Origin of the sequence: Azorhizophilus paspali (genome assembly GCF_043587585.2) — a bacterium.
Classification (GTDB): domain Bacteria; phylum Pseudomonadota; class Gammaproteobacteria; order Pseudomonadales; family Pseudomonadaceae; genus Azotobacter; species Azotobacter paspali.
Genome location: NZ_CP171449.1, coordinates 922,572 through 944,226 on the forward strand (window position 1 = coordinate 922,572; position 21,655 = coordinate 944,226).

Here is a 21,655-nt window from a genome sequence, read left to right on the forward strand (position 1 = left end):
TGGCACGGCGTGCGGACCAGGGCAATCGCATGAAATGTCTTTCCGATACCGGACTGGAAAGATTGTGTGCCTGGTCGTTCCGGCCTGGTCTTCAAATCCGGTGCATCGGCTGCTTGCCGAGGGGCTGGATACCTCCTGTTTCGGCCCCCCCGGCCGAGTCACTTTCTCTTTGCGCGCGCAAAAAGAAAGTAACCAAAGAGAAAACGCGCCCGGTCATTCTGCCCCGGCTACGCCGGGGTTCCCTCGCTCCGGCGCCGCTGCGAGGGTCGTCGCACAAGGGGCATCCATGCCCCTCGTACGACTCTCGCCGCCTCCCCGCGGCTCGCCCCTCTACGCGACGCCTGCGCTCGGCCTTCTGAACGGGAGTCGGGCTCCGGGTTGCCTGAAAGCGCTTTCGCTCTTGTGGCACGGCTTGTCAGGCAATGCCGGATGCCCCCTTCAGGAGGCCGAACGGAATCGTCGTGGAAGGGGTCGAGCGGCAAGGATGCCGCGAGAGCCGCGATGGGCCATGGCATGGATGGCCCTTCGCGGCGAGCCCCTGGAGCGGCGATGCAGGGAGGGAACCCAGAGCGAAGCGCAGGGCCGGATGAGGGGGTGGCCTTCTTTTGGGTTACTTTTTCGTGGCCAGGCAAGAAAAAGTGACTCGGCCGGGGGCCGAAACGGGGACTGTCCGGCTACTCGGCAAGCAGCCATGCCAAGGATCACACAATCTTTCCAGTCTGGTATCAGGCGAGCGCTTCATGCGATTGCCCTGGCGTGCGGACGCAGCGGGCTGTCAGTCACAGATCGCTGCGTTATACTCACCGGCTTTTCGAACTGTCCGACCGCGAGTGCTGCCCACCATGGAAATCAACCCAATCCTCAACAGCATCAAGGACCTGTCCGAACGTACTCAAACCATTCGGGGGTATCTTTGACTACGATCAGAAACATGACCGCCTGATTGAAGTCAACCGCGAGCTGGAAGACCCGAGCGTCTGGAACAACCCGGAATACGCGCAGAACCTGGGTCGCGAGCGCGCCCAGCTGGCGCAGATCGTCGAAACCCTCGATGAGATGAGCAGCGGTCTGGCCGACTCCAGCGACCTGCTGGAAATGGCCGCCGAGGAGAACGACGAGAGCGCGGTGAACGACGTCGCCGCCGAAGTCGAGCGCCTGCGTGGAATTCTCGAAAAGCTGGAATTCCGCCGCATGTTCAGCGGCGAGATGGATGCTAACAACGCCTACCTCGACATCCAGGCCGGTTCCGGCGGCACCGAGGCCCAGGACTGGGCCAACATGCTGCTGCGCATGTACCTGCGCTGGGCCGACAAGCATGGCTTCGACAGCGAGATCGTCGAGCTGTCTGAAGGCGAGGTCGCCGGCATCAAGAGCGCGACCGTGCATGTCAGGGGCGAATACGCCTTCGGCTGGCTGCGTACCGAGATCGGCGTGCACCGTCTGGTGCGCAAGAGCCCGTTCGACTCCGGCAACCGTCGCCACACCTCCTTCTCCGCGGTGTTCGCCTCGCCGGAGATCGATGACAACATCGAGATCGACATCAACCCTGCCGATCTGCGCATCGACACCTACCGTTCCTCTGGCGCCGGCGGCCAGCACGTGAACACCACCGACTCCGCGGTGCGCATCACCCACCTGCCGACTAATACCGTGGTGAGCTGCCAGAACGAGCGTTCCCAGCATGCCAACAAGGATCGCGCGATGAAGATGCTGCGCGCCAAGCTGTACGAGTTGGAGGTGCAGAAACGCAATGCCGCCGCCCAGGCCCTGGAGGACACCAAGTCGGACATCGGCTGGGGCCACCAGATCCGTTCCTACGTGCTCGACCAGTCGCGGATCAAGGATCTGCGCACCGGCATCGAGAACAGCAACTGCGATGCGGTGCTGGACGGCGATCTCGACGAGTTCATCGAGGCCAGCCTCAAGAAAGGCCTGTGACCCTCACCGAATCATTCGCACCACATGCCAGATAGACAGAGACCATGAGCGAACAACCGCTGAACCAGCATGCCCTCCACGAGGAAGAAAACAAGCTGATCGCCTTGCGCAAGGAAAAGCTTGCCGCCGAGCGCGAGAAGGGCAACGCCTTCCCCAACGACTTCCGCCGCGACAGCTACTGCGCCGACCTGCAGAAGCGCTATGCCGAGGCGGGCAAGGAGGAGCTGGACGCGGCCGCGATCCCGGTCAAGGTGGCCGGGCGCATCATGCTCAACCGCGGTGCCTTCATGGTCATCCAGGACATGACCGGGCGCATCCAGGTCTACGTCGACCGCAAGGGCCTGCCGACCGAGACGCTGGAGGCGGTCAAGCACTGGGACCTGGGCGACATCATCGCCGCCGAGGGCACGCTGGCGCGCTCCGGCAAGGGCGATCTCTACGTGCACATGAGCACGGTGCGCCTGCTGACCAAGTCGCTGCGCCCGCTGCCGGACAAGCATCATGGCCTGACCGACACCGAGCAGCGCTACCGCCAGCGCTACGTCGACCTGATGGTCAACGAGGAAACCCGCCATACCTTCCGCGTGCGTTCGCAGATCATCTCCTACATCCGCAGGTTCCTCGCCGAGCGCGACTTCCTCGAGGTGGAAACGCCGATGCTCCAGGTCATCCCCGGCGGCGCCGCGGCCAAGCCCTTCCAGACCCACCACAACGCGCTGGACTTGCCGATGTTCCTGCGCATCGCCCCCGAGCTCTACCTCAAGCGCCTGGTGGTCGGCGGCTTCGAGCGGGTTTTCGAGATCAACCGCAATTTCCGCAACGAAGGCGTTTCGACCCGCCACAACCCCGAATTCACCATGCTTGAGTTCTACCAGGCCTACGCCGACTACGAGGACAACATGGATCTCACCGAGCAGTTGTTCCGCGAACTGGCGCAACTGGTGCTGGGGACCACCGACGTGCCCTACCAGGGCAAGGTGTTCCACTTCGGCGAGCCCTTCGCCCGCCTGTCGGTGTTCGACTCGATTCTCCACTTCAACCCAGAAATCTCCGCCGCGGACCTGCGCGACATCGAGAAATGCCGTGCCATCGCCAGAAAGGCCGGCGCCGACGTCAAGGGTTTCGAGGGACTGGGCAAGCTGCAGACGATGATCTTCGAGGAGCTGGTCGAGCACCGCCTGGAACAGCCGACCTTCATCACCCGCTATCCCTTCGAGGTGTCGCCCCTGGCGCGGCGCAGCGACGACGATCCGAGCGTCACCGACCGCTTCGAGCTGTTCATCGGCGGCCGCGAGATCGCCAACGCCTACTCCGAGCTGAACGACGCCGAGGACCAGGCCGAGCGCTTCATGCAGCAGGTTCGGGACAAGGATGCCGGCGACGACGAGGCCATGCACTTCGACGCCGACTTCGTGCGCGCCCTGGAATACGGCATGCCGCCGACCGCCGGCGAAGGCATCGGCATCGACCGTCTGGTGATGTTGCTGACCGATTCGCCGTCGATCCGCGACGTGATCCTTTTCCCGCATATGCGTCCGGAAGTCTGATCCGACGGCGGTACGAGTAACGCCCGACGAGGCCCGCACCAGGAGGAGGCGGGCCTCGTCGGACGCGCAAGATACGCTCCGCTGGTCGCGACCCATGGTGCCGAGCTATCACGATGGATTGCTTCTGGCACGGAAAGCCCTAACAATGAGGGCAGGTCTTAGTTGGAAAAGGATGCCCGTCTTGACCCAGTTCCTCTCTCTGAACAGTGCTGCTCACATGGCTAGCGCCGTTGCCCATAGTGTCCAGTATCGGGGGCGGAAGACCAGCCGGCGCGGTAGCGAACAGCGTCGCCAGGCCATTCTCGATGCCGCCATGCGTATCATCATCCGCGACGGTGTGCGCGCCGTGCGCCACCGGGCGGTGGCCGCCGAGGCCGGCGTGCCGCTGTCGGCGACCACCTACTATTTCAAAGACATCGACGATCTGCTCACCGATACCTTCGCGCTGTTCGTCGAGCGCAGCGCGGCCTACATGGCCGGTTTCTGGGAGCGGACCCAGGGCCTGCTGCTGGAGCAGGTCGGTCGCCTCGACGACAGCGGCGATTCGCGCCGCCAACTGGCCGAGGAGATCGCCCGGCTGGCAGTCGGCTATGTTCGCCACCAGTTGCATTCCCGGCGCGACGAACTGGTCGCCGAGCAGGCTTTCCAGCAGGAGGCGCTGATCAACTCGCGCCTGCATGAACTGGCCCGTTCTCACCGGCGGATCCTCCAGCAGGGCGCCATCCAGTTCTTCCAGGTACTCGGTTCGCAGCATCCCGAGCAGGATGCCAGCGTGTTGACCGGAATCATCGGCCGCATGGAGTACCAAGGACTGCTCGAAGGTCCGGGACGCCTTGACGACGAGGAAATGCTAGCCGTTCTGAGCCGCTACATGTATCTGGTTCTCGGGCTCTGACAAGATGGCTGTCCCGCTGGGTGCCGGGGTGGTCCTTCCTGGCGGGGGAAAGCGTTATGCGAGCCTGGCGTCTTGCCCTCCTGCTGCCCTTCTTCCTGCTTGCCGGCTGCCTGGTGAGCTTCACCGAGCAAATCGCTCCCGGCGAAACGGCACCGGCTCCCTTGCTCGGTGAGTGGAGTCGGCGCAACGAATGGGGCGAACGACTAGCCCTGGAGATTTGCCCGGTCGGCCCCGCCCGCTACCGCGCCCGGCAATCCCTGGAAGGGGCCGACGACGGGCTGCAGGCCGAATTCACCGTGACCCGCCATGGCTGGCGCTGGTATCTTTCCGCCGGGCTGCCGGACGACTTCGGTGGCGGTTTTCTCATCCTCGGCTTCGAACTGACGGCGAACAACGAGTTGGTGCTCTACAACCTGGAGCCGGCGCGGGTTCGCCAGGCGCTGGAGCGGGGGATACTGGCCGGTAAGCCGATCGTCACCGCCTGGGGACCCGGGGTGCGCGTTCTCAGCCCGCTGGACAGGGTCTTCGCCTATCTGGACGATCCCGCCAATTCCGACGTCTTCAGCGAAGTGGCGCGCTACCGGCGCGTCGACCAGTGAGAGCTCGATGAGCAGACGCAAGCAGCAGTACGAGTACCAACAAATCATCCGCAGCCTTTCCGACCGGTTGGTCGAGGCGCAGATGCCGATCCGCGTGCTGGACGCGGTGAAATGGGACGACGAGGTGCGCCAGCGCTTTTTTGCCGCCGGTTGTCGCCAACTGCCGCCGGTGGACCGGGGCTATTACGAGAGTCGCCCCCTGTCCTTCGATCCTGTAGCGAAAAAGCAGGATTTTCAGAGTATCGAGCGGGATATCACCCGCCAGCTCGGCCAGTTCAGCCCGGTCGGGCAGATCATGCGGCGCATGTGCAAGGAATACCGCATGGTCATCCGCATGCTTGAGGCGCGCGGTACCGCGGATTTCGGGCTGATTTCCGAGGAGCTCTACGGCGCCGCTTCGGATGCCTTCCACGCCGGCGATCCGACCCTGGCCGATTTCGGCCTGATGCTGTCCGACTATCTGAACCAGATCGCCGATCGCGGCGACCTTAAGGACGAGCCCAAGACTCTCAATGCCAGCGCTGCCGTGCAGAAGCTTCAGGAGCGCCTGAACCGGGTGTTCGGCGAGCACGAGAGCACGGTTCGCGTGTTCGAGTCCGACGGTATCGTCGCCGACGCCGCGGCCGGCGCCGACTACATCAAGATCCGCAGCGACGCGCTGTTCAACGAGCGCGACGTGCGCGCTCTGGAGGTGCACGAGGGGCTGGTCCACGTGGCCACCACGCTTAACGGGCAAAACCAGCCGATCTGCACTTTTCTGGCTAAGGGGCCGCCGTCCTCCACGGTGACCCAGGAGGGACTGGCGATCCTGATGGAGGTGATCGCCTTCGCCTCCTATCCCAGCCGCCTGCGCAAGCTGACCAACCGCACCCGTGCCATCCACATGGCCGAGCAGGGAGCCAATTTCCTGGATATCTTCGACTTCTTCCGCGACCAGGGGCTGAGCGACGAGGACAGCTACACCAACGTCAGCCGCGTATTCCGCGGCTCGTGCCCGGACGGCATGCCTTTCACCAAGGATCTGTCGTATCTGCGGGGCTTCATCCTAATCTACAACTACATCCAGTTGGCGGTACGCAAGGGCAAGCTGGAGCAGATCCCCCTGTTGTTCTGCGGCAAGACCACCCTGGAGGACATGCGCACCCTGCGCCAACTGGTGGACCAGGGGCTGGTGGTGCCGCCGAAGTACCTGCCGGAACAGTTCCGCGACCTCAATGCCCTGTCGGCTTGGATGTGCTTCTCCAACTTCCTCAATCACCTCAGCATGGAACGGATCGAGGCGGACTATGCCAACATCCTCTGAACGGTGCGCGGCGATTCGCGTCGCCGCGCCCGGCGGCGTCTCCACGGAGTATCCTGGCGGACTTCCCGTCTCGATAAGGACCCTTTTCCATGGCCAGCCATCAGCTCGATTACGAAATCCTCGGCTCCCACGCCCAGTCGGTGGAAATCATCCTCGATCCCGGTGAAACGGTGATCGCCGAGGCCGGCGCGATGAACTACATGACCGAGGGCGTACGCTTCGAGACCCGTATGGGCGATGGTTCGGAGAGTAGCGTGCTGGGCAAGCTGTGGGGCATGGGCAAACGCATGCTGACCGGCGAGTCGCTGTTCATGACGCATTTCTCCAATCACGCCAAGCGGCAGGCGCGGGTCGCCTTCGCCGCACCCTACCCGGGAACAGTGGTACCGGTGAATCTCGCCGAAATCGGCGGCACCCTGATCTGCCAAAAGGACAGCTTCCTCTGCGCCGCCCGCGGTACCGAGATCGGCATCAGTTTCAGCAAGCGCATCGGTGCCGGTTTCTTCGGCGGCGAGGGTTTTATCCTGCAAAGGCTGTCCGGTGACGGCCTGGCTTTCTTGCATGCCGGCGGCGCGGTGATCCGCAAGGAGCTGCGCGACGAGACCCTGCGCCTGGATACCGGCTGCCTGGTCGGCTTCAGCCGAGGCATCGACTACGACATCCAACTGGCCGGCGGGCTGAAGAGCATGTTGTTTGGCGGCGAGGGCATTCTCCTGGCGACCCTCAAAGGCACCGGTACCGTCTGGCTGCAGAGCCTGCCGTTCTCGCGGCTGGCCGAGCGGGTCTACGAGTCGACCGTCAAAGCCCGCGAGGACGTGCGCGGCGGTGGCGACTGATGGGCACCTCTAAAAATGTAGACGAGGCAGTCAGCGCAAGGCAAAAACAGGCGAAAAAGCGGAGTTTACGCGCTGTAAATGAGCATTTTGAGCCTGTTTTTAACGCAGCGATGACCACGCAGGTAGTTTTTAGATGTGCCTTGATGCCGCATCGAGCGCTGTGTCCGCTCCTGCTTGGCCTGTTCCTGGCCGCCGGTGCCGGCTGCAGTTCCCTACTGTTCTATCCCGAGCCCGGCCAGCCCCTCACGCCGCGCGCGGCCGGTCTGGACTATCGCGACGTCTACTTGCGCGCCGCAGACGGTACGCGCCTGCATGCCTGGTGGCTGCCGGCCCGGGCGGGACGGGAGGTGCGCGGCACCGTGCTGCACCTGCACGGCAACGGCGGTAACCTGGCCTGGCATCTGGGCGGCAGTTGGTGGCTGCCGGAACAGGGCTGGCAGGTGCTGCTGCTGGATTACCGCGGTTATGGCCTGTCCGAGGGCTTGCCCGCCCTGCCGGAGGTATACCAGGACCTGGAGGCGGCTTTCGCCTGGCTCGAGGCGGAACCGGCGGTGCGCGGCAGGCCGCTCGCCGTGCTCGGCCAGAGCCTCGGCGGTGCCCTGGCAGTGCATTTCCTGGCGCAGCGGCCGCAGCGCCGCGCCCGGCTTTCGGCATTGGTGCTCGACGGCGTGCCGGCCAGCTACCGGGAAGTGGCGCGGCACATGTTGAGCGGCGCCTGGCTGACCTGGCCATTGCAGGTGCCGCTGTCCTGGCTGGTGCCGGACGGCGACAGCGCGGTCGACGCGATGCCGCGGCTGCGGGGGCTGCCCGTACTGATCTACCATAGCCGCGACGACGAACTGGTCCCTCTGTCCAACGGACTGCGTCTGTACCGGGCTGCGGCTCCGCCACGATTTTTCCAGCCGACCCGCGGTGGCCATGTGCAGACCTTCGCCGAGCCGGCGTGGCAGGCGTTGATGCTGCGCTTTCTCGCCGATCCCCGGAACGCAGGCGGACTGGCCCAACCTTCCGCAGACGAGATTTCCCGATGAGCGCGACCAACCCCGTTCACCTGATCCTCACCGCCGTCGGCAGTGTCGCCGTCACGGTGGTCGCGCTCGGCCATTATGGCTACCTGCATGTGGCCAGGCCGGAGGATGCCCTACTGCTGTCGGAGTTCACCATGCTCAAGACCGTGCCCGGCGAGGATTACCGGATTTCCCTGAAGCCGGCTAGCCAGGTGGCCCAGTGTATCGATGGCGTGCTGGTGCTGTTCGATACCGAGCAAAAGGGTCTCACCGGCGTGCTGGTGGACCAGCGTAGGCAGGCGGTGCGCTGTCCTGGCCAGGGAACTCTGGAGGGTGAGCAATGAAGGTTGTGGTCTGGCAGGGTGACCTGACGAATCTGGCGGTGGACGCGGTAGTCAATGCCGCCAATCCCGACCTGCTCGGCGGCGGCGGGGTGGATGGCGCTATCCATCGCGCCGCAGGTCCGGGGCTGCTCGCCGCCTGTCGCCGGCTGGGCGGCTGTCCGACCGGCGAGGCGCGCCTGACGCCGGGCTTTCGCCTGCCGGCGCGCTATGTGATCCATACGGTCGGGCCGGTCTGGCGGGGCGGCGGCCAGGGCGAGGCAGAACTGCTCGCCGCCTGCTACCGCAACAGCCTGGCCCTGGCCGAACGGCACGATCTGACGAACATCGCCTTCCCAGCAATCAGTTGCGGCATCTACGGCTATCCGGCGGATCAGGCGGCCGCCATCGCCGTGGCCGAACTGTGCCGTCCGCGCCCGGCCGGCAGCTCCCTGCGCCAGGCGCTGCTGGTGGCCTTCTCGGCGGACATGGCCGCCCTCTACCGGCGCTTGCTGGACGTCTGATTTCAGTGACTGGCGCCGTCGGCCTGTGCACTCATCTCCTGCAGGTAGCGGCGCGACAGGGCGAGAAAGCGCGGCGTCGGGCCGATGTCCTCGTAGAGTGGGTCGCCCTGCTCGTCGAGGGAGACGACCTGGCTGCCTTTCACATAGGGCATGCTGGTTTCCAGCTCCTCAAGAGCTGCGCCGATCAGTTCGCCGAGCAATTCCTCGACGTTGCGTCTGGGATACATTTCGGCCAGCGCGGCAAGGCGCGCGGCAGTTTCCAGGTCGAGTCGGATGTGGTACGGACTGGGCGTCAGACGACCTCTGGCGCCGCGTTCCCAGTGCTGGAGCAGTTCGCGGATCTTCATGAGGCACCTCATCTGCTGCGTGGATGACCCGCCAGGCGGCGGTGACAAGTCGTGCTCGAGTATCGACTTCAGACTAGCCCAGCAGCGCTTCCCCCTTGTCAGAAATCGGTATGCTGGGCACTCTACGGCAAGTGATCCGGTGCGACGGATGGACATCGGAAGTCCGGTCGGCTGGATATCCCCGAACTGCTCCTGGAGGTTCTCAATGGAGGAAATCGACGCCCGCCTGCGCGAGGACGTCCGTCTGCTCGGCGAATTGCTTGGCGAATATATCCATGCTCAGTGCGGTGAGGTCTTCTTCGACAAGATCGAGCGCATTCGCCTGGGGGCCAAGACGGGACGCCTGGGTTCGGAGGAGGGCGCCGAGCAGTTGACCCGTACCCTGGGAGAGCTGCGGGAGGACGAGCTGCAGCCGGTGGCGCGGGCCTTCAACCAGTTCCTCAACTTGGCCAATATCGCCGAGCAGTACCACGAGATCCGCCGCCGCGCTCCCGAGGAGCCGCCGCCCTTCGCGGTGCGCGCCCTGCCCGAACTGCTCGAGCGGCTGCTGGCTGGTGGCCATGCCGCAGACGCATTGGCCCGCCAGCTCGGGCGCCTGGAGATCGACTTGGTGCTCACTGCCCATCCCACCGAGGTGACGCGCCGTACCCTGATCCGCAAGTACGAGGCGATCGCCACCGAACTGGCCGTGCTGGATCATGGCGATCTGCTGCCGGCCGAGCGCGAGGTGGTGCACGAGCGCCTGCGCCGGCTGATCGCCGAGGCCTGGCACACCGACGAGATCCGCCGCAGCCGGCCGACCCCGGTGGACGAGGCCAAATGGGGCTTTTCGGTGATCGAGCATTCCCTCTGGCAGGCCGTGCCGGCTTTCCTGCGTGGCGTCGACCGCACGCTGCACGAGGCCACCGGTCTGCACCTGCCGCTGGAGGCGGCGCCGATCCGCTTCTCGTCCTGGATGGGCGGTGATCGCGACGGCAACCCCAATGTCACCGCCGCGGTCACCCGCGAAGTGCTGCTGCTGGCGCGCTGGGAGGCTGCCGACCTCTATCTACGCGACGTCGAGCAACTGGCCGCCGAGTTATCCATGCAGGAGGCGAGCAGCGAGCTGCTCGCCCGAACCGGCAAGGTCGACGAACCCTACCGGGTTCTGCTCAAGCAACTGCGTGAGCGCCTGTTCGCCACCCGCGACTGGGCCGCAGCGGCCCTGCACGGCGAAGCCGTGCGTTCGCCGGCGGTGCTGCAGAATAACCGCGAGCTTTTGCAGCCGCTGGAGCTCTGCTACCGCTCGCTGCATGCCTGCGGCATGGGGCTGATCGCCGACGGTCCGCTGCTCGACAGCCTGCGTCGGGCGGCCACCTTCGGCCTGTTCCTGGTGCGCCTGGACATCCGCCAGGATGCCGCCCGGCATGCCGCGGCGCTCAGCGAGATCACCGAATACCTAGGTCTTGGCCGCTACGCCGACTGGGACGAGGAAACCCGTACCGCCTTTCTGATGCGCGAGCTGGACAGCCGCCGGCCGCTGTTGCCGGTGCATTTTCCTGCCTCCGCGGAAACCGCCGAGGTCCTCGCCACCTGCCACGAGGTGGCGCAGGCCCCGGCGGCCTCGCTGGGCTCCTACGTTATCTCCATGGCCGCGGCGCCTTCCGACGTGCTGGCCGTGCAACTGCTGCTCAAGGAGTGCGGCCTGCAGCGGCCGATGCGCGTGGTACCGCTGTTCGAAACCCTGGCCGACCTGGACAACGCCGCGCCGACAGTGGAGCGGCTCCTGCTGCTGCCGGGCTACCGCGCCCGCCTGCACGGTCCCCAGGAGGTGATGATCGGCTATTCCGACTCGGCCAAGGACGGCGGTACCACGGCTGCCGCCTGGGCACAGTACCGCGCCCAGGAGGGCCTGGTGGAGGTCTGCCGGCGGCAAGGCGTCGAACTGCTGCTGTTCCATGGTCGCGGCGGTACCGTTGGTCGTGGCGGCGGTCCGGCCCATGCGGCGATCCTCTCCCAGCCGCCGGGCTCGGTGCCCGGACGCTTTCGCACCACCGAACAGGGCGAGATGATCCGCTTCAAGTTCGGCCTGCCGGACACCGCCGTGCAGAGCCTGAATCTCTATCTGTCCGCCGTCCTCGAGGCCACCCTGTTGCCGCCGCCGGCGCCGGAGCCGGCCTGGCGCGAACTGATGGACCGCTTGGCCGCCGAAGGGCTGGCCGCCTATCGCGGCGTGGTGCGCGAGCATCCGCAGTTCGTCGAATATTTTCGCCAGGCCACGCCTGAGCAGGAACTCAGCCGCCTGCCGCTGGGCAGCCGCCCGGCCAAGCGGCGGGCCGGCGGGATCGAGAGCCTGCGGGCGATTCCCTGGATCTTCGCCTGGACCCAGACGCGCCTGATGCTGCCGGCCTGGCTGGGCTGGGAGACGGCTCTGGGCAATGCCCTGGCGCGCGGCGAGGGCGAACTGCTCAGGCGGATGAGCCGGCATTGGCCGTTCTTCGGCACGCGCATCGACATGCTGGAAATGGTCCTGGCTAAATCGGATGCCGCCATCGCCCAACTGTACGACGAGCGGCTGGTGGAGCCGGACCTGCTTCCCCTGGGGCAGCAACTGCGCGGCCTGTTGTCGCAGGCCTGCGACGCCGTGCTTGAATTGACGGAGCAGGATCGCCTGCTTGGCCACAATCCCGGGGTTCGTGCCGCCTTCAGCGTGCGCAATACTTACCTGGACCCTCTGCATCTGCTGCAAGTCGAACTGCTGGCCCGCTACCGTCTGCACCAGGAGCAGACCGGCAGCCCTCTGGAGCAGGCATTGCTGGTGAGCGTGGCGGGCATCGCGGCCGGTCTGCGCAACACCGGCTGACGAACGGTCGGCGGGGGGCTTGCCGGCATCGCTCCCAGGACGGGTGCCTTGCAGTGCCTTTCGCCGGTTTTTTTTCTGTTGTTCATGTCAAGTTCGCTGCATTTTTGGCTGGCTTGTGCACCCCGAGGTCGGCTGTGTATCTTGTGCGCCTTTTGGCTGCCCGATGGCGCCAGGTTTGTTGTTCGGAAAGTCGATCCGAGACAATTCGAAGCTTTTAACAATCATTCAAGGAGCTACATCGATGCGCGTGATTCTGTTGGGGGCGCCCGGTGCCGGCAAAGGTACCCAGGCCCGCTTCATTACCGAGAGGTTCGGCATTCCGCAGATTTCCACCGGCGACATGCTGCGTGCCGCGGTCAAGGCCGGCAGCCCGCTGGGGCTCAAGGTGAAGGAGGTGATGGACAGCGGCGGCCTGGTTTCCGACGACATCATCATCGATCTGATCCGCGAACGCATCTCCCAGCCCGACTGCGCCCAGGGTTTCCTCTTCGATGGTTTCCCGCGCACCATTCCCCAGGCCGAAGCCCTGAGAGATGCCGGCGTGAGCATCGATCACGTGCTGGAAATCGCCGTCGACGACGAGGAGATCGTCTCGCGCATGGCAGGCCGCCGCCTCCACCCGGCCTCCGGGCGCGTCTACCACGACTTGCACAACCCGCCGAAGATGGCCGGCAAGGACGACGAGACCGGCGAGGATCTGATCCAGCGTGAGGACGACAAGGAGGAGACCGTGCGCCATCGCCTGGCTCTCTACCATTCGCAGACCAAGCCACTAGTCGACTTCTACCAGAGGCTCGCCGCAACTACCGGCATTCCCCGCTATACCCGCGTCGAGGGCATTGGCTCGGTGAGCGAGATCACCGCCCGTGTGCAGGCCGCCCTGGCCTGATCCGCCGTGCCCGCGTTGGATGGCTCGCTTCGTGCGCGCCGTCCGTTTTCCGTTCTCCGCCAGGACAGGGATTTATAATACTTGTCCTTTCAGCTCCTCCCGGATGACCCGATGACCACTCTGCTGGCCCTGGATACCGCCACCGAAGCCTGCTCCGTCGCCCTCCTGCACAAGGGCTGTGCGTTCGGCCGCCATGCGGTGATCCCGCGGTTGCATGCCCAGCGCGTGCTACCCATGGTTCAGGAGCTGCTGGGCGAGGCGGGCATCGCTCTGTCGGCGGTCGATGCTATTGCCTTCGGTCGCGGACCGGGTGCCTTCACCGGCGTGCGCATCGCCGTCGGCGTGGTTCAGGGGCTGGCCTTCGCCCTGCAGCGGCCGGTGTTGCCGGTTTCCGACCTGGCGCTGCTGGCCCAGCGCGCCCACCGGGAGCGGGGAGTCGATCAGGTGGCGGCGGCCATCGACGCGCGCATGGACGAGGTCTACTGGGGCTGCTACCGCCTGGAGGAAGGCGAGATGCGTCTGGTCGGCGGCGAGGCGGTACTGGCGCCGGAACGGGTCGAGCTGCCGCGCCTGGCGAGCGGCGACTGGTTCGGCGCCGGGACCGGCTGGACGCACGCCGGGCGCATGCCGGTCGCGCCCACCGCCTGGGACGCCGATCTGTTGCCCGATGCTTTGGATTTGCTGAGCCTGGCCGGCTTCGCCTGGCGGCGCGGCGAGGCCGTGCCGGCCGAGCAGGCGCAGCCGGTCTACCTGCGCGACAAGGTCGCCACCCCCAGCGGTGCACGGTAGGCTCGCAATGCTGCCCTATTATCTCGGCTGTCCCTCCTGGAGCGAGGCGGGCTGGCGCGGCCGCCTCTACCCGGACGGCACGCCGGCGTCCGACTATCTGGCGCTGTACGCCCAGGTGTTCAATGCGGTCGAGGGCAACACCACCTTCTACGCCCGACCTTCGGTGGCGATTGTGCAGCGCTGGGCGCAACGGATGCCGGCGCATTTCCGCTTCTGCGCCAAGCTGCCGCGTGACATCAGCCATTCGGCCGAGCTGCGCCTGCAGATGCCGGCCGCCCAGGCCTTCGTCGAGTCGCTGGCGCCCCTGGGCGAGCGGGTCACGCCGTTCTGGCTGCAACTGCCGGCCAGCTTCGGACCGGCGCGCCTCGGCGAGCTGGCGGACTTTCTCGCCGGTTTCGAGCGCCCTTTGGCGGTGGAAGTTCGCCACCCGGCCTTCTTCCAGCGCGGCGAGGAGGAGCGGGCGCTGAATCGCCTGCTGCGCGACCGGGACGTCGAGCGCCTGTGCCTGGATTCCCGGCCGCTCTTCAGTTGCTGCGAGGACACGCCGGCAGTGCGCCATGCCCAGTCGCGCAAGCCGCGCCTGCCGGTGCGCCCGGCGGCCCTCACGGCGTTTCCGCAGGTACGCTTCATCGGCCATCCGCTGCTCGCCGCCAACGATCCCTTCATGACGCCCTGGCTGGACAAGGTCGCCGCCTGGATCGAGGAGGGCAGGCAGCCCTACGTTTTCCTGCATACCCCGGACAACTTGCTGGCCCCCGAATTGGCTCGGCGCTTCCATGAACGGTTGCGGGAGCGCCTGCCGGGACTGCCGCCGTTGCCGGCGGCGGCCGACGATTCGCAACTCGATCTGCTCTGAGCATGCAACCAAGTTCCCTGTTCGTTGCCTCAAGGGCATGCCCATCGTTCGTAGGTTCCTGGTGTGTGCGTTGCTGGCAGGGCTCGCCTGGGGGGGCTGGCAGGCCTGGCCGGCCGTGCCGCCCCGCTGGAATCCCTGGGTGCCGCTGGATGTGCGGGATTCGCCGAACCTGCTCACGCCCTTCAAGCAATGGCGCCTGCGGCACGATCCGGCGCTCTGCGCCACGGCGCTGGCCAGTTCCGCACTGCGTTATACCGTCCTGGCCGACAGCCGGCCGGCGCCCGATTGCCCGATCGAGAACAGCGTGCGTCTGCACGCCGCCAAAGTTGCTTTCAATGCCAGCTTCATCGCCACCTGCCCGCTCGCTGTCGGCTATGCCCTGTTCGAGCGCCATGGCCTGCAATCGGCGGCCCGGCGGGTGTTCGGCCAGCCGGTGGTGGGCATCGAGCACTATGGCAGCTTTGCTTGCCGCAATATCGCGCGCAGTGCTAGGCGCAGCCAGCACGCCAGCGCTAATGCCCTGGATATTGCCGGTTTCCGCCTGGGTGACGGCCGGCGCATTAGCGTGGCCCGCGACTGGGGCGGCGATGACGAGGCGGCGCGCTTTCTGCGCTTGGTACGCGATGCCGCTTGCCGTTCCTTCAACGTCACCCTGGGCCCGGATTACAACGCTGCGCACCGCGATCACCTGCACGTCGACATGGGGCCGGGCCGGCTCTGCCGTTAGGGCCGGCGGTTCGGTCCAGGGCAATCGCATGAAATGTCTTTCCGATACCGGACTGGAAAGATTGTGTGATCCTTGGCATGGCTGCTTGCCGAGTAGCCGGACAGTCCCCGTTTCGGCCCCCCGGCCGAGTCACTTTTTCTTGTCTGGCCAAGAAAAAGTAACCCAAAAGAAGGCCACCCCCTCATCCGGCCCTGCGCTTCGCTCCGGGTTCCCTCCCTGCATCGCGGCTCTCGCGGCATCCTTGCCGCTCGACCCCTTCCACGACGATTCCGCAGGGGGCATCCGGCGTTGCCTGACAAGCCGTGCCGCAAGAGCGAAAGCGCTTTCAGGCAACCCGGAGCCCGACTCCCGTTCAGGAGGCCGAGCGCAGGCGTCGCGTAGAGGGGCGAGCCGCAGGGAGGCGGCGAGAGTCGTACGAGGGGGCATGGATACCCCTTGTGCGACGACCCTCGGAGCGACACCGGAGCGAGGGAACCCCGGCGTAGCCGGGGCCGAATGACCGGGCGCGCTTTCTCTTTGGTTACTTTCTCTTTGCGCGCGCCAAGAGAAAGTGACTCGGCCGGGGGGCCGAAACAGGAGGTATCCAGCCCCTCGGCAAGCAGCCGATGCACCGGATTTGAAGACCAGGCCGGAACGACTAGGCACACAATCTTTCCAGTCTGGTATCAGGCGAGCGCTTCATACGATTGCCCCGCGGTTCGGTCTGCCGGGACGCCGAAACCGGTCGCGACTCTGGCAGAATGCCGGGCCTGGAGTCGACGGCCTCCGTGGCGGCCCCTTTTCGAGCGTTTTGCGATGACTGATGAATATCCTGCGGTACGGGTTCGGGTCGAAGCCCTGGATGCGGTTTACCATGAGGCGGCGCAGACTTTGGCCGGGCGCCTGGGTCTGCCGTTCGATGGCGAGGCGCAATTCGCCCTGCAGCTCGGCGAGCAGGGGCTGCAGTTGGCCGAACTGGGAGCGCAGGCGCCAGGGCCGGTGCGGGTCGACTTCGTCGAGGGCGCGTCGGCGCACCGGCGGTTGTTCGGCGGCGGCAGCGGACAGATGATCGCCAAGGCGGTCGGCGTGCAGCCGGGCGTGCGGCCTCGGGTGCTCGATGCCACCGCCGGGCTGGGGCGCGATGCCTTCGTGCTCGCCTGCCTGGGTTGCGAGGTGACCCTGATCGAGCGCCAGCCGCCGATCGCCGCACTGCTCGAGGATGGCCTGGCCCGTGCGGTCCGGGACCCGGAAGTCGTTCCCATCGTCGCACGCATGCGCCTGTTACCGGGCGACGCCATCGCGCGAATGCGCCAGTGGCCGGACGAGCCGCCACAGGTGATCTACCTCGATCCGATGTTCCCGCACCGCGATAAGAGCGCCCTGGTGAAGAAGGAGATGCGTCTGTTCCGCCCGCTGGTCGGCGACGACCTGGATGCGCCGGCCCTGCTCGAGGCTGCCCTGGCGCTGGCCAGTCACCGGGTGGTGGTCAAACGCCCGCGCAAGGCACCGAGCGTCGCCGGGCCGAGGCCGGGCTACAGCCTGGAGGGCAAGTCCAGCCGCTACGATATCTATGCGCGGCAGTCGTTGAAGGGCTGAACACAGTGCGTTACAAGGCGCTGAACACTTTCTTCGCCAGGCTGGTGGCGGCGGCGGTCGGGTTCTCGCGGATCTTGGCTTCCTCGCCGGCGATCACCTCGAACAATCCGTCGAGCGCCTGCTCGGTGACATAGTTTTCGAGATTGGCGCTTTTCGCATCGATCGCGCCGAAGCCAGCCGCCTTGGCGGCGAAGGCGTTGTACTGGCGGGCCAGGCCGACCTGGTCGGTCGCCTGCTTGACGATGGGCAGGAACTTGGCGCGGATCTGCTCGCGGCTGCTGCGGTCGAGGTATCGGGTGGCCGCATCCTCGGAACCGGAGAGAATCTCCTTGGCGTCGGTCACGGTCATCTTGCGCACCGCATCCAGCAACAGGCTCCCAGCCTGGGGAACGGCGGCCTCGGCGGCTTGGTTCATGCTGGCCTCCAGTTGCTCGACCTGGCTGCCCATGCCCATCAGTTTCATGGTTTTGGCGAGCTTGCCCAGACTGCCCGGCAGCTCGATGCGCAGCGCGGGATCGTTGCTGAAGCCGCCGGGCTGACCCAGTTGCCGTACGGCCAGTTGCGCCCCCTGGCTGAGTGCGTCCTTGAGTCCGCCGCTGGCATCCCCCTGGCTGAGATCGGCGAGGGAGAGGGCGAAGGCGTGGGTACTCAGCACGAGGCCGGCGAGCAGCGGGGCGATTCGACGCATCATGGCATTCCGCGCGGAAAAGGGACGGCCAGCTTAGCCGAGGTGGGCGGAGTGGAACAGTCCGGCTCCCGCGAGTCGGGCTTTCCGCCCGCGTGGCAGAGCGTTTGCGGGGGCAGAGCGTGGCACCGGGCAGTGGCTTGCCAGGCTGGCAGCGGACTCCTTATAGTCCGCCGGCATTCACCACTGGCCGTTGGAAGGCTCCCGATACGCGGCCATCGGCGCCGGACCCGTGCGCACAGGGCGGGCTTTTTCAACGGATCGAACGAGGCGTTTCCCGCCTGCGGCCGTCGGCCGGCGGGAAAGTTTCACTGCACGGATGAGAGGCCATGATCGAGATAGAGAAGCTGACCAGGCGCTTCGCGCAGCGCACCGCGGTGGACGATCTGTCCTTCCGCGTCCAGCCGGGGGAGGTGCTGGGCTTTCTCGGCCCCAACGGTGCCGGCAAGTCCACCACCATGAAAATGCTCACCGGCTTTCTCGCGCCGACCTCCGGCACCGCGCGCATCCTCGGCTTCGACATCCGCCGCCAGACCCTCCAAGCTCAGCGGCTGATCGGCTACCTGCCCGAGGGCGCGCCCTGCTATGGCGACATGCGCGTGGCCGGCTTCCTCGGCTTCATCGCCGAGGTGCGCGGTTTCCGTGGCGCGGAGAAGCGGCGGCGGGTCGCCGCGGCGGTCGAGCGGCTGGAACTGGAGAAGGTGCTCGGGCAGAGCATCGATACCCTTTCCAAGGGCTTCAAGCGCCGGGTCGGCCTGGCCCAGGCGATCCTCCACGAGCCGCCGGTGCTGATCCTCGACGAGCCGACCGACGGCCTCGATCCCAACCAGAAGCATCAGGTGCGCCAGTTGATCGGCGATCTGGCCCGTGACCGCATCGTGGTCATCTCCACCCATATTCTCGAGGAGGTGGCGGCAGTGTGCAGCCGTGCGCTGATCATTGCCGCCGGCAGGCTGGTGGCCGACGGCACGCCGCTGGAGCTGGAAAGCCGCTCGCGTTACCACCAAGCGGTGACCCTGGTCGGCGAGGGCCTGGAGCAGGACGCGCTGGCGGCACTGCCGGGCGTCGCTGGAGTCGAGAGCAATCCACGCGAGGGCAGCCTCACCGTGCTGGCCAGGCCGGGGGAAGTGATCTTTCCCCAGGTCAATGCGCTGATCCACCAGCGCGGCTGGCAGGTGCGCGAGCTGGACGTGGAGCGTGGCCGCCTCGACGAAGTGTTCCGCAGCCTGACCCGGGGGGAGGCGGCATGAGGCAGCTACCGGTGGTCTTCAAGCGCGAACTGGGCAGCTATTTCGCCACGCCCCTGGCCTATGTGTTCATCCTGATCTTCCTGGTTCTCTCCGGGGTGTTCACCTTCTACCTAGGCCGCTTCTTCGAGAGCAACCAGGCGAGCCTCGCGCCTTTCTTCGATTTCCATCCCTGGCTCTACCTGTTCCTGGTCCCGGCCATCGCCATGCGCCTCTGGGCCGAGGAGCGTAAGTCGGGCTCGATCGAGCTGCTGATGACCCTGCCGATCGGCCGCTTCGAGGCGGTCGTCGGCAAGTTCCTCGCCGCCTGGGTGTTCGCCGGCCTGGCATTGCTGCTGACCTTCCCCATGGTGCTCACCGTCAATTACCTGGGCGACCCGGACAACGGCGCGATTCTCACCGGCTACCTCGGTAGCTGGCTGCTGGCCGGTGCCTACCTGGCGATCGGCTCGTGCATGTCGGCGCTGGCGAAGAACCAGGTGATCGCCTTCATCCTCGCCGTCAGCCTGAGTTTCCTGTTCATCGTCAGCGGCTTTCCGCTAGTGCTCGACGCCTTCGCCGGCTGGGCGCCGCAATGGCTGCTCGATGCGGTGGCCTCGTTGAGCTTCCTGGTACGTTTCGACGCGATCAGCAAGGGCGTTCTCGATCTGCGCGATCTGCTCTATTTCCTCTCCCTGATCGCCGCCTGGCTGGCCGCCACCGCGGTGGTGGTCGATCTGAAGAAGGCCGATTGACATGAAGAAGATCCTCTATTCGGGCGTCGGGCTGCTGCTCATCGCAGCGGCGTTCCTGGCCTTCAACGTTCTTTCCAGCCAGTTGCCGGGCAACGCCCGCCTGGATCTCACTGAGCAGAAGCTCTACACCCTGTCCGCCGGCACCGAGCGCATTCTCGCCGGGCTGGAGCAGCCGCTGGACCTGTATTTCTTCTACTCCGACCAGGCCACACGCGAACTGGCGCCGCTGCGCAACTACGCCCGGCGGGTCGAGGAGATGCTCAAGGCCTACGAGCGGGTGGCGAACGGCAAGCTGCGCCTGCACATCGTCGATCCCGAGCCGTTCTCCGAGGACGAGGACCGCGCCGCCGAGTTCGGCCTGCAGGCGGTGCCGCTGAACCAAGGCGACGAGCAGGTCTACTTCGGTCTGGCCGGACGCAACGCGGCGGGCAACACCCAGGCGATCCCGTTCTTCCCGCTGGATCAGGAGGAGTTTCTCGAATACGAGATCAGCCGCCTGGTGCAGGGCCTGACGCATGCCCGCCTGCCGGTCGTCGGAGTGCTTTCCGGGCTGCAGTTGAACGGCGGCTTCGACATGCTCGCCGGACAGCCGACGGCGCCCTGGATGGTGCTCGAGGAGATCCGCCAGTTGTTTCGCATCGAGAGCCTCGAGCCCGGCGTCGACCAGATTCCCGAAGAGGTTTCGGTGCTGCTGCTGGTACATCCGAAGCAGTTGCCGGAGCAGACCCTCTATGCCATCGATCAGTTCGTGATGCGCGGCGGCAAGCTGCTGGCCTTCGTCGATCCGCTCAGCGAGATCGACAGCGGTATGAGCCTGTCCGGCGAGATGGGTGCTGGCCGGGCATCCGATCTGGAGCCGCTGTTCAAGACCTGGGGCGTGCGCCTGCGCCCCGCCGAGGTGCTCGGCGACGGTGTCTATGCCATGGCCGTGAGCATCGGCCAGGGACAACGGGCGGTGCGCCATCCCACCTGGCTGAACCTGCCGCCCGAGGCGCTCGATCAGCAGGACGTCACCACCGCCGGACTGGAGAGCCTGATCGTCGCCAGCGCCGGTATCCTCGATCCACTGGAGGGCGCCTCGACCCGTTTCGTGCCGCTCATCCAGAGCTCCACCCATGCCATGCCGCTGGACGCCGAGCGCGTCGCCGCGGTCGACGATGATCCGCAGAGTCTTTATGCCGATCTGCAACCGACCGGCGAGCGTTACACCATTGCCGCGCGAGTCGACGGGCCGGCCAGATCGGCCTATCCGGACGGGATCGAGGGGCGCAAGGATAGTATCAAGTCGGCCGACAACATCAATCTGATCCTGGTCGCCGACAGCGACCTGCTCAGCGACCGCATGTGGGTGCGGATACAGGACTTCTTTGGCCAGCGCATCCCACAGCCGTTCGCCGACAACGCCAGCTTCGCGATCAACGCGCTGGACAACCTGGCCGGCTCCGACGCGCTGATCGAGGTGCGCTCGCGCGGCCGCTTCAGCCGTCCGTTCGAGGTGGTCGAGGCGCTGCAGCGCGAGGCGGAGGCGCGCTTTCGCGAGAAGGAAAACGTGCTGCAGCAGCGCCTGGAGCAGACCGAGCGGCAACTCGCTGCCCTGCAGCAGGGCGAGGAGCCGGGCAAGGCCCTGGAACTGAACCCCGAACAGCAGGCCACCGTGCAGCAGTTCCTCCAGGAAAAGCTGCGTATTCGCAAAGAGCTTCGCGAGGTGCGCTACCAGTTCAATGCCGACATCGAGGCGCTCGGGCGTACCCTTAAGTTCCTCAACATCGCCCTGGTACCGATGCTACTGACCCTGGGCGCGCTGGCTGTCTGGCTGTGGCGCCGGCGGCGGGCCTGAGAGGAGGGCAGGGACCGGCTCCAAAAGATATTTTGGAGCCGATAGCAACCTCCAAATCGATGAAAATAGTGGAATTTTCGACTAATTTGTTGATCTGGAGGGGTTGCGCTTGCAACAAAAGTCCTTTTCTGCCTGGGTGGTTGCTTTATACTGCCCAA

The 21,655-nt window shown here is 65.9% G+C and carries 20 protein-coding genes; 18 read left to right on the plus strand and 2 right to left on the minus strand.

Annotated elements, in window-relative coordinates:
- The first annotated feature begins 842 nt into the window (after positions 1-842).
- From prfB to ACGI6K_RS04585, 9 genes are all read left to right on the plus strand, one after another.
- A protein-coding gene (prfB, locus tag ACGI6K_RS04545) for a peptide chain release factor 2 (RefSeq protein ID WP_376947597.1) occupies positions 843-1,938 on the plus strand; the annotation gives its coding sequence in 2 pieces (ribosomal slippage) (positions 843-914 and positions 916-1,938; 1,095 coding nt in all).
- Positions 1,939-1,982: 44 nt separating this feature from the next.
- On the plus strand, positions 1,983-3,485 hold the full coding sequence (gene lysS, locus ACGI6K_RS04550) for a lysine--tRNA ligase (RefSeq protein WP_376947595.1): 1,503 nt from the start codon (positions 1,983-1,985) through the stop codon (positions 3,483-3,485).
- A gap of 181 nt (positions 3,486-3,666) precedes the next feature.
- Positions 3,667-4,380, plus strand: a complete 714-nt coding sequence (locus ACGI6K_RS04555; RefSeq protein WP_376947593.1) for a TetR/AcrR family transcriptional regulator — start codon at positions 3,667-3,669, stop codon at positions 4,378-4,380.
- Positions 4,381-4,436: 56 nt separating this feature from the next.
- Positions 4,437-4,979, plus strand: a complete 543-nt coding sequence (locus ACGI6K_RS04560; protein WP_376947591.1) for a hypothetical protein — start codon at positions 4,437-4,439, stop codon at positions 4,977-4,979.
- Positions 4,980-4,986: 7 nt separating this feature from the next.
- Complete coding sequence (locus ACGI6K_RS04565; protein ID WP_376947589.1) at positions 4,987-6,282, plus strand: flavohemoglobin expression-modulating QEGLA motif protein; 1,296 nt, start codon at positions 4,987-4,989, stop codon at positions 6,280-6,282.
- 89 nt (positions 6,283-6,371) lie between these two features.
- Positions 6,372-7,118 (plus strand): TIGR00266 family protein, encoded by a 747-nt coding sequence (locus ACGI6K_RS04570; RefSeq protein WP_376947587.1) that lies wholly within the window; start codon positions 6,372-6,374, stop codon positions 7,116-7,118.
- Between the two features lie 143 nt (positions 7,119-7,261).
- On the plus strand, positions 7,262-8,149 hold the full coding sequence (locus tag ACGI6K_RS04575) for an alpha/beta hydrolase (RefSeq protein ID WP_376947585.1): 888 nt from the start codon (positions 7,262-7,264) through the stop codon (positions 8,147-8,149).
- Positions 8,146-8,469 (plus strand): hypothetical protein, encoded by a 324-nt coding sequence (locus ACGI6K_RS04580; RefSeq protein WP_376947583.1) that lies wholly within the window; start codon positions 8,146-8,148, stop codon positions 8,467-8,469. The genes ACGI6K_RS04575 and ACGI6K_RS04580 overlap by 4 nt, the downstream gene beginning before the upstream one ends.
- Positions 8,466-8,969, plus strand: a complete 504-nt coding sequence (locus tag ACGI6K_RS04585) for an O-acetyl-ADP-ribose deacetylase (RefSeq protein WP_376947581.1) — start codon at positions 8,466-8,468, stop codon at positions 8,967-8,969. Before ACGI6K_RS04580 ends, ACGI6K_RS04585 begins: the two co-directional genes overlap by 4 nt.
- Positions 8,970-8,971: 2 nt before the next feature.
- On the opposite strand, the gene ACGI6K_RS04590 is transcribed toward ACGI6K_RS04585, so the two are convergent.
- Positions 8,972-9,316, minus strand: coding sequence for a pilin assembly protein (locus ACGI6K_RS04590; RefSeq protein WP_376947579.1), 345 nt, complete (start codon positions 9,314-9,316; stop codon positions 8,972-8,974).
- Between the two features lie 205 nt (positions 9,317-9,521).
- On the opposite strand from ACGI6K_RS04590, the gene ppc reads away from it, so the two are divergent.
- From ppc to ACGI6K_RS04620, 6 genes are all read left to right on the plus strand, one after another.
- Positions 9,522-12,158, plus strand: a complete 2,637-nt coding sequence (gene ppc, locus ACGI6K_RS04595) for a phosphoenolpyruvate carboxylase (protein WP_376947577.1) — start codon at positions 9,522-9,524, stop codon at positions 12,156-12,158.
- A 241-nt stretch (positions 12,159-12,399) separates the two neighbouring features.
- Positions 12,400-13,047 carry an adenylate kinase gene (adk, locus tag ACGI6K_RS04600; protein WP_376947575.1) on the plus strand — a complete coding sequence of 216 codons (648 nt, stop codon included), beginning with the start codon at positions 12,400-12,402 and terminating at the stop codon, positions 13,045-13,047.
- Between the two features lie 111 nt (positions 13,048-13,158).
- Entirely contained in the window at positions 13,159-13,836 is a 678-nt protein-coding gene (gene tsaB / locus ACGI6K_RS04605) for a tRNA (adenosine(37)-N6)-threonylcarbamoyltransferase complex dimerization subunit type 1 TsaB (RefSeq protein WP_376947573.1), read from the plus strand.
- Between the two features lie 7 nt (positions 13,837-13,843).
- Positions 13,844-14,692: a DUF72 domain-containing protein gene (locus ACGI6K_RS04610; RefSeq protein WP_376947571.1), complete on the plus strand. Its 849-nt coding sequence runs from the start codon at positions 13,844-13,846 to the stop codon at positions 14,690-14,692.
- Positions 14,693-14,729: 37 nt separating this feature from the next.
- Positions 14,730-15,419: an extensin-like domain-containing protein gene (locus tag ACGI6K_RS04615; protein WP_376947569.1), complete on the plus strand. Its 690-nt coding sequence runs from the start codon at positions 14,730-14,732 to the stop codon at positions 15,417-15,419.
- A 795-nt stretch (positions 15,420-16,214) separates the two neighbouring features.
- Positions 16,215-16,994 (plus strand): class I SAM-dependent methyltransferase, encoded by a 780-nt coding sequence (locus ACGI6K_RS04620; RefSeq protein ID WP_376947567.1) that lies wholly within the window; start codon positions 16,215-16,217, stop codon positions 16,992-16,994.
- A gap of 10 nt (positions 16,995-17,004) precedes the next feature.
- Here ACGI6K_RS04620 and ACGI6K_RS04625 read toward each other — a convergent pair whose 3' ends face one another.
- Complete coding sequence (locus tag ACGI6K_RS04625; RefSeq protein WP_376947565.1) at positions 17,005-17,682, minus strand: DUF4197 domain-containing protein; 678 nt, start codon at positions 17,680-17,682, stop codon at positions 17,005-17,007.
- A gap of 326 nt (positions 17,683-18,008) precedes the next feature.
- On the opposite strand from ACGI6K_RS04625, the gene ACGI6K_RS04630 reads away from it, so the two are divergent.
- The 3 genes from ACGI6K_RS04630 to ACGI6K_RS04640 are packed head-to-tail and all read left to right on the plus strand — an operon-like array spanning position 18,009 to position 21,497.
- Entirely contained in the window at positions 18,009-18,929 is a 921-nt protein-coding gene (locus ACGI6K_RS04630) for an ABC transporter ATP-binding protein (protein ID WP_376947563.1), read from the plus strand.
- Positions 18,926-19,660, plus strand: coding sequence for an ABC transporter permease subunit (locus ACGI6K_RS04635; protein ID WP_376947561.1), 735 nt, complete (start codon positions 18,926-18,928; stop codon positions 19,658-19,660). The genes ACGI6K_RS04630 and ACGI6K_RS04635 overlap by 4 nt, the downstream gene beginning before the upstream one ends.
- Before the next feature lies 1 nt (position 19,661).
- Positions 19,662-21,497: a GldG family protein gene (locus tag ACGI6K_RS04640; protein WP_376947559.1), complete on the plus strand. Its 1,836-nt coding sequence runs from the start codon at positions 19,662-19,664 to the stop codon at positions 21,495-21,497.
- Positions 21,498-21,655 lie beyond the last annotated feature (158 nt).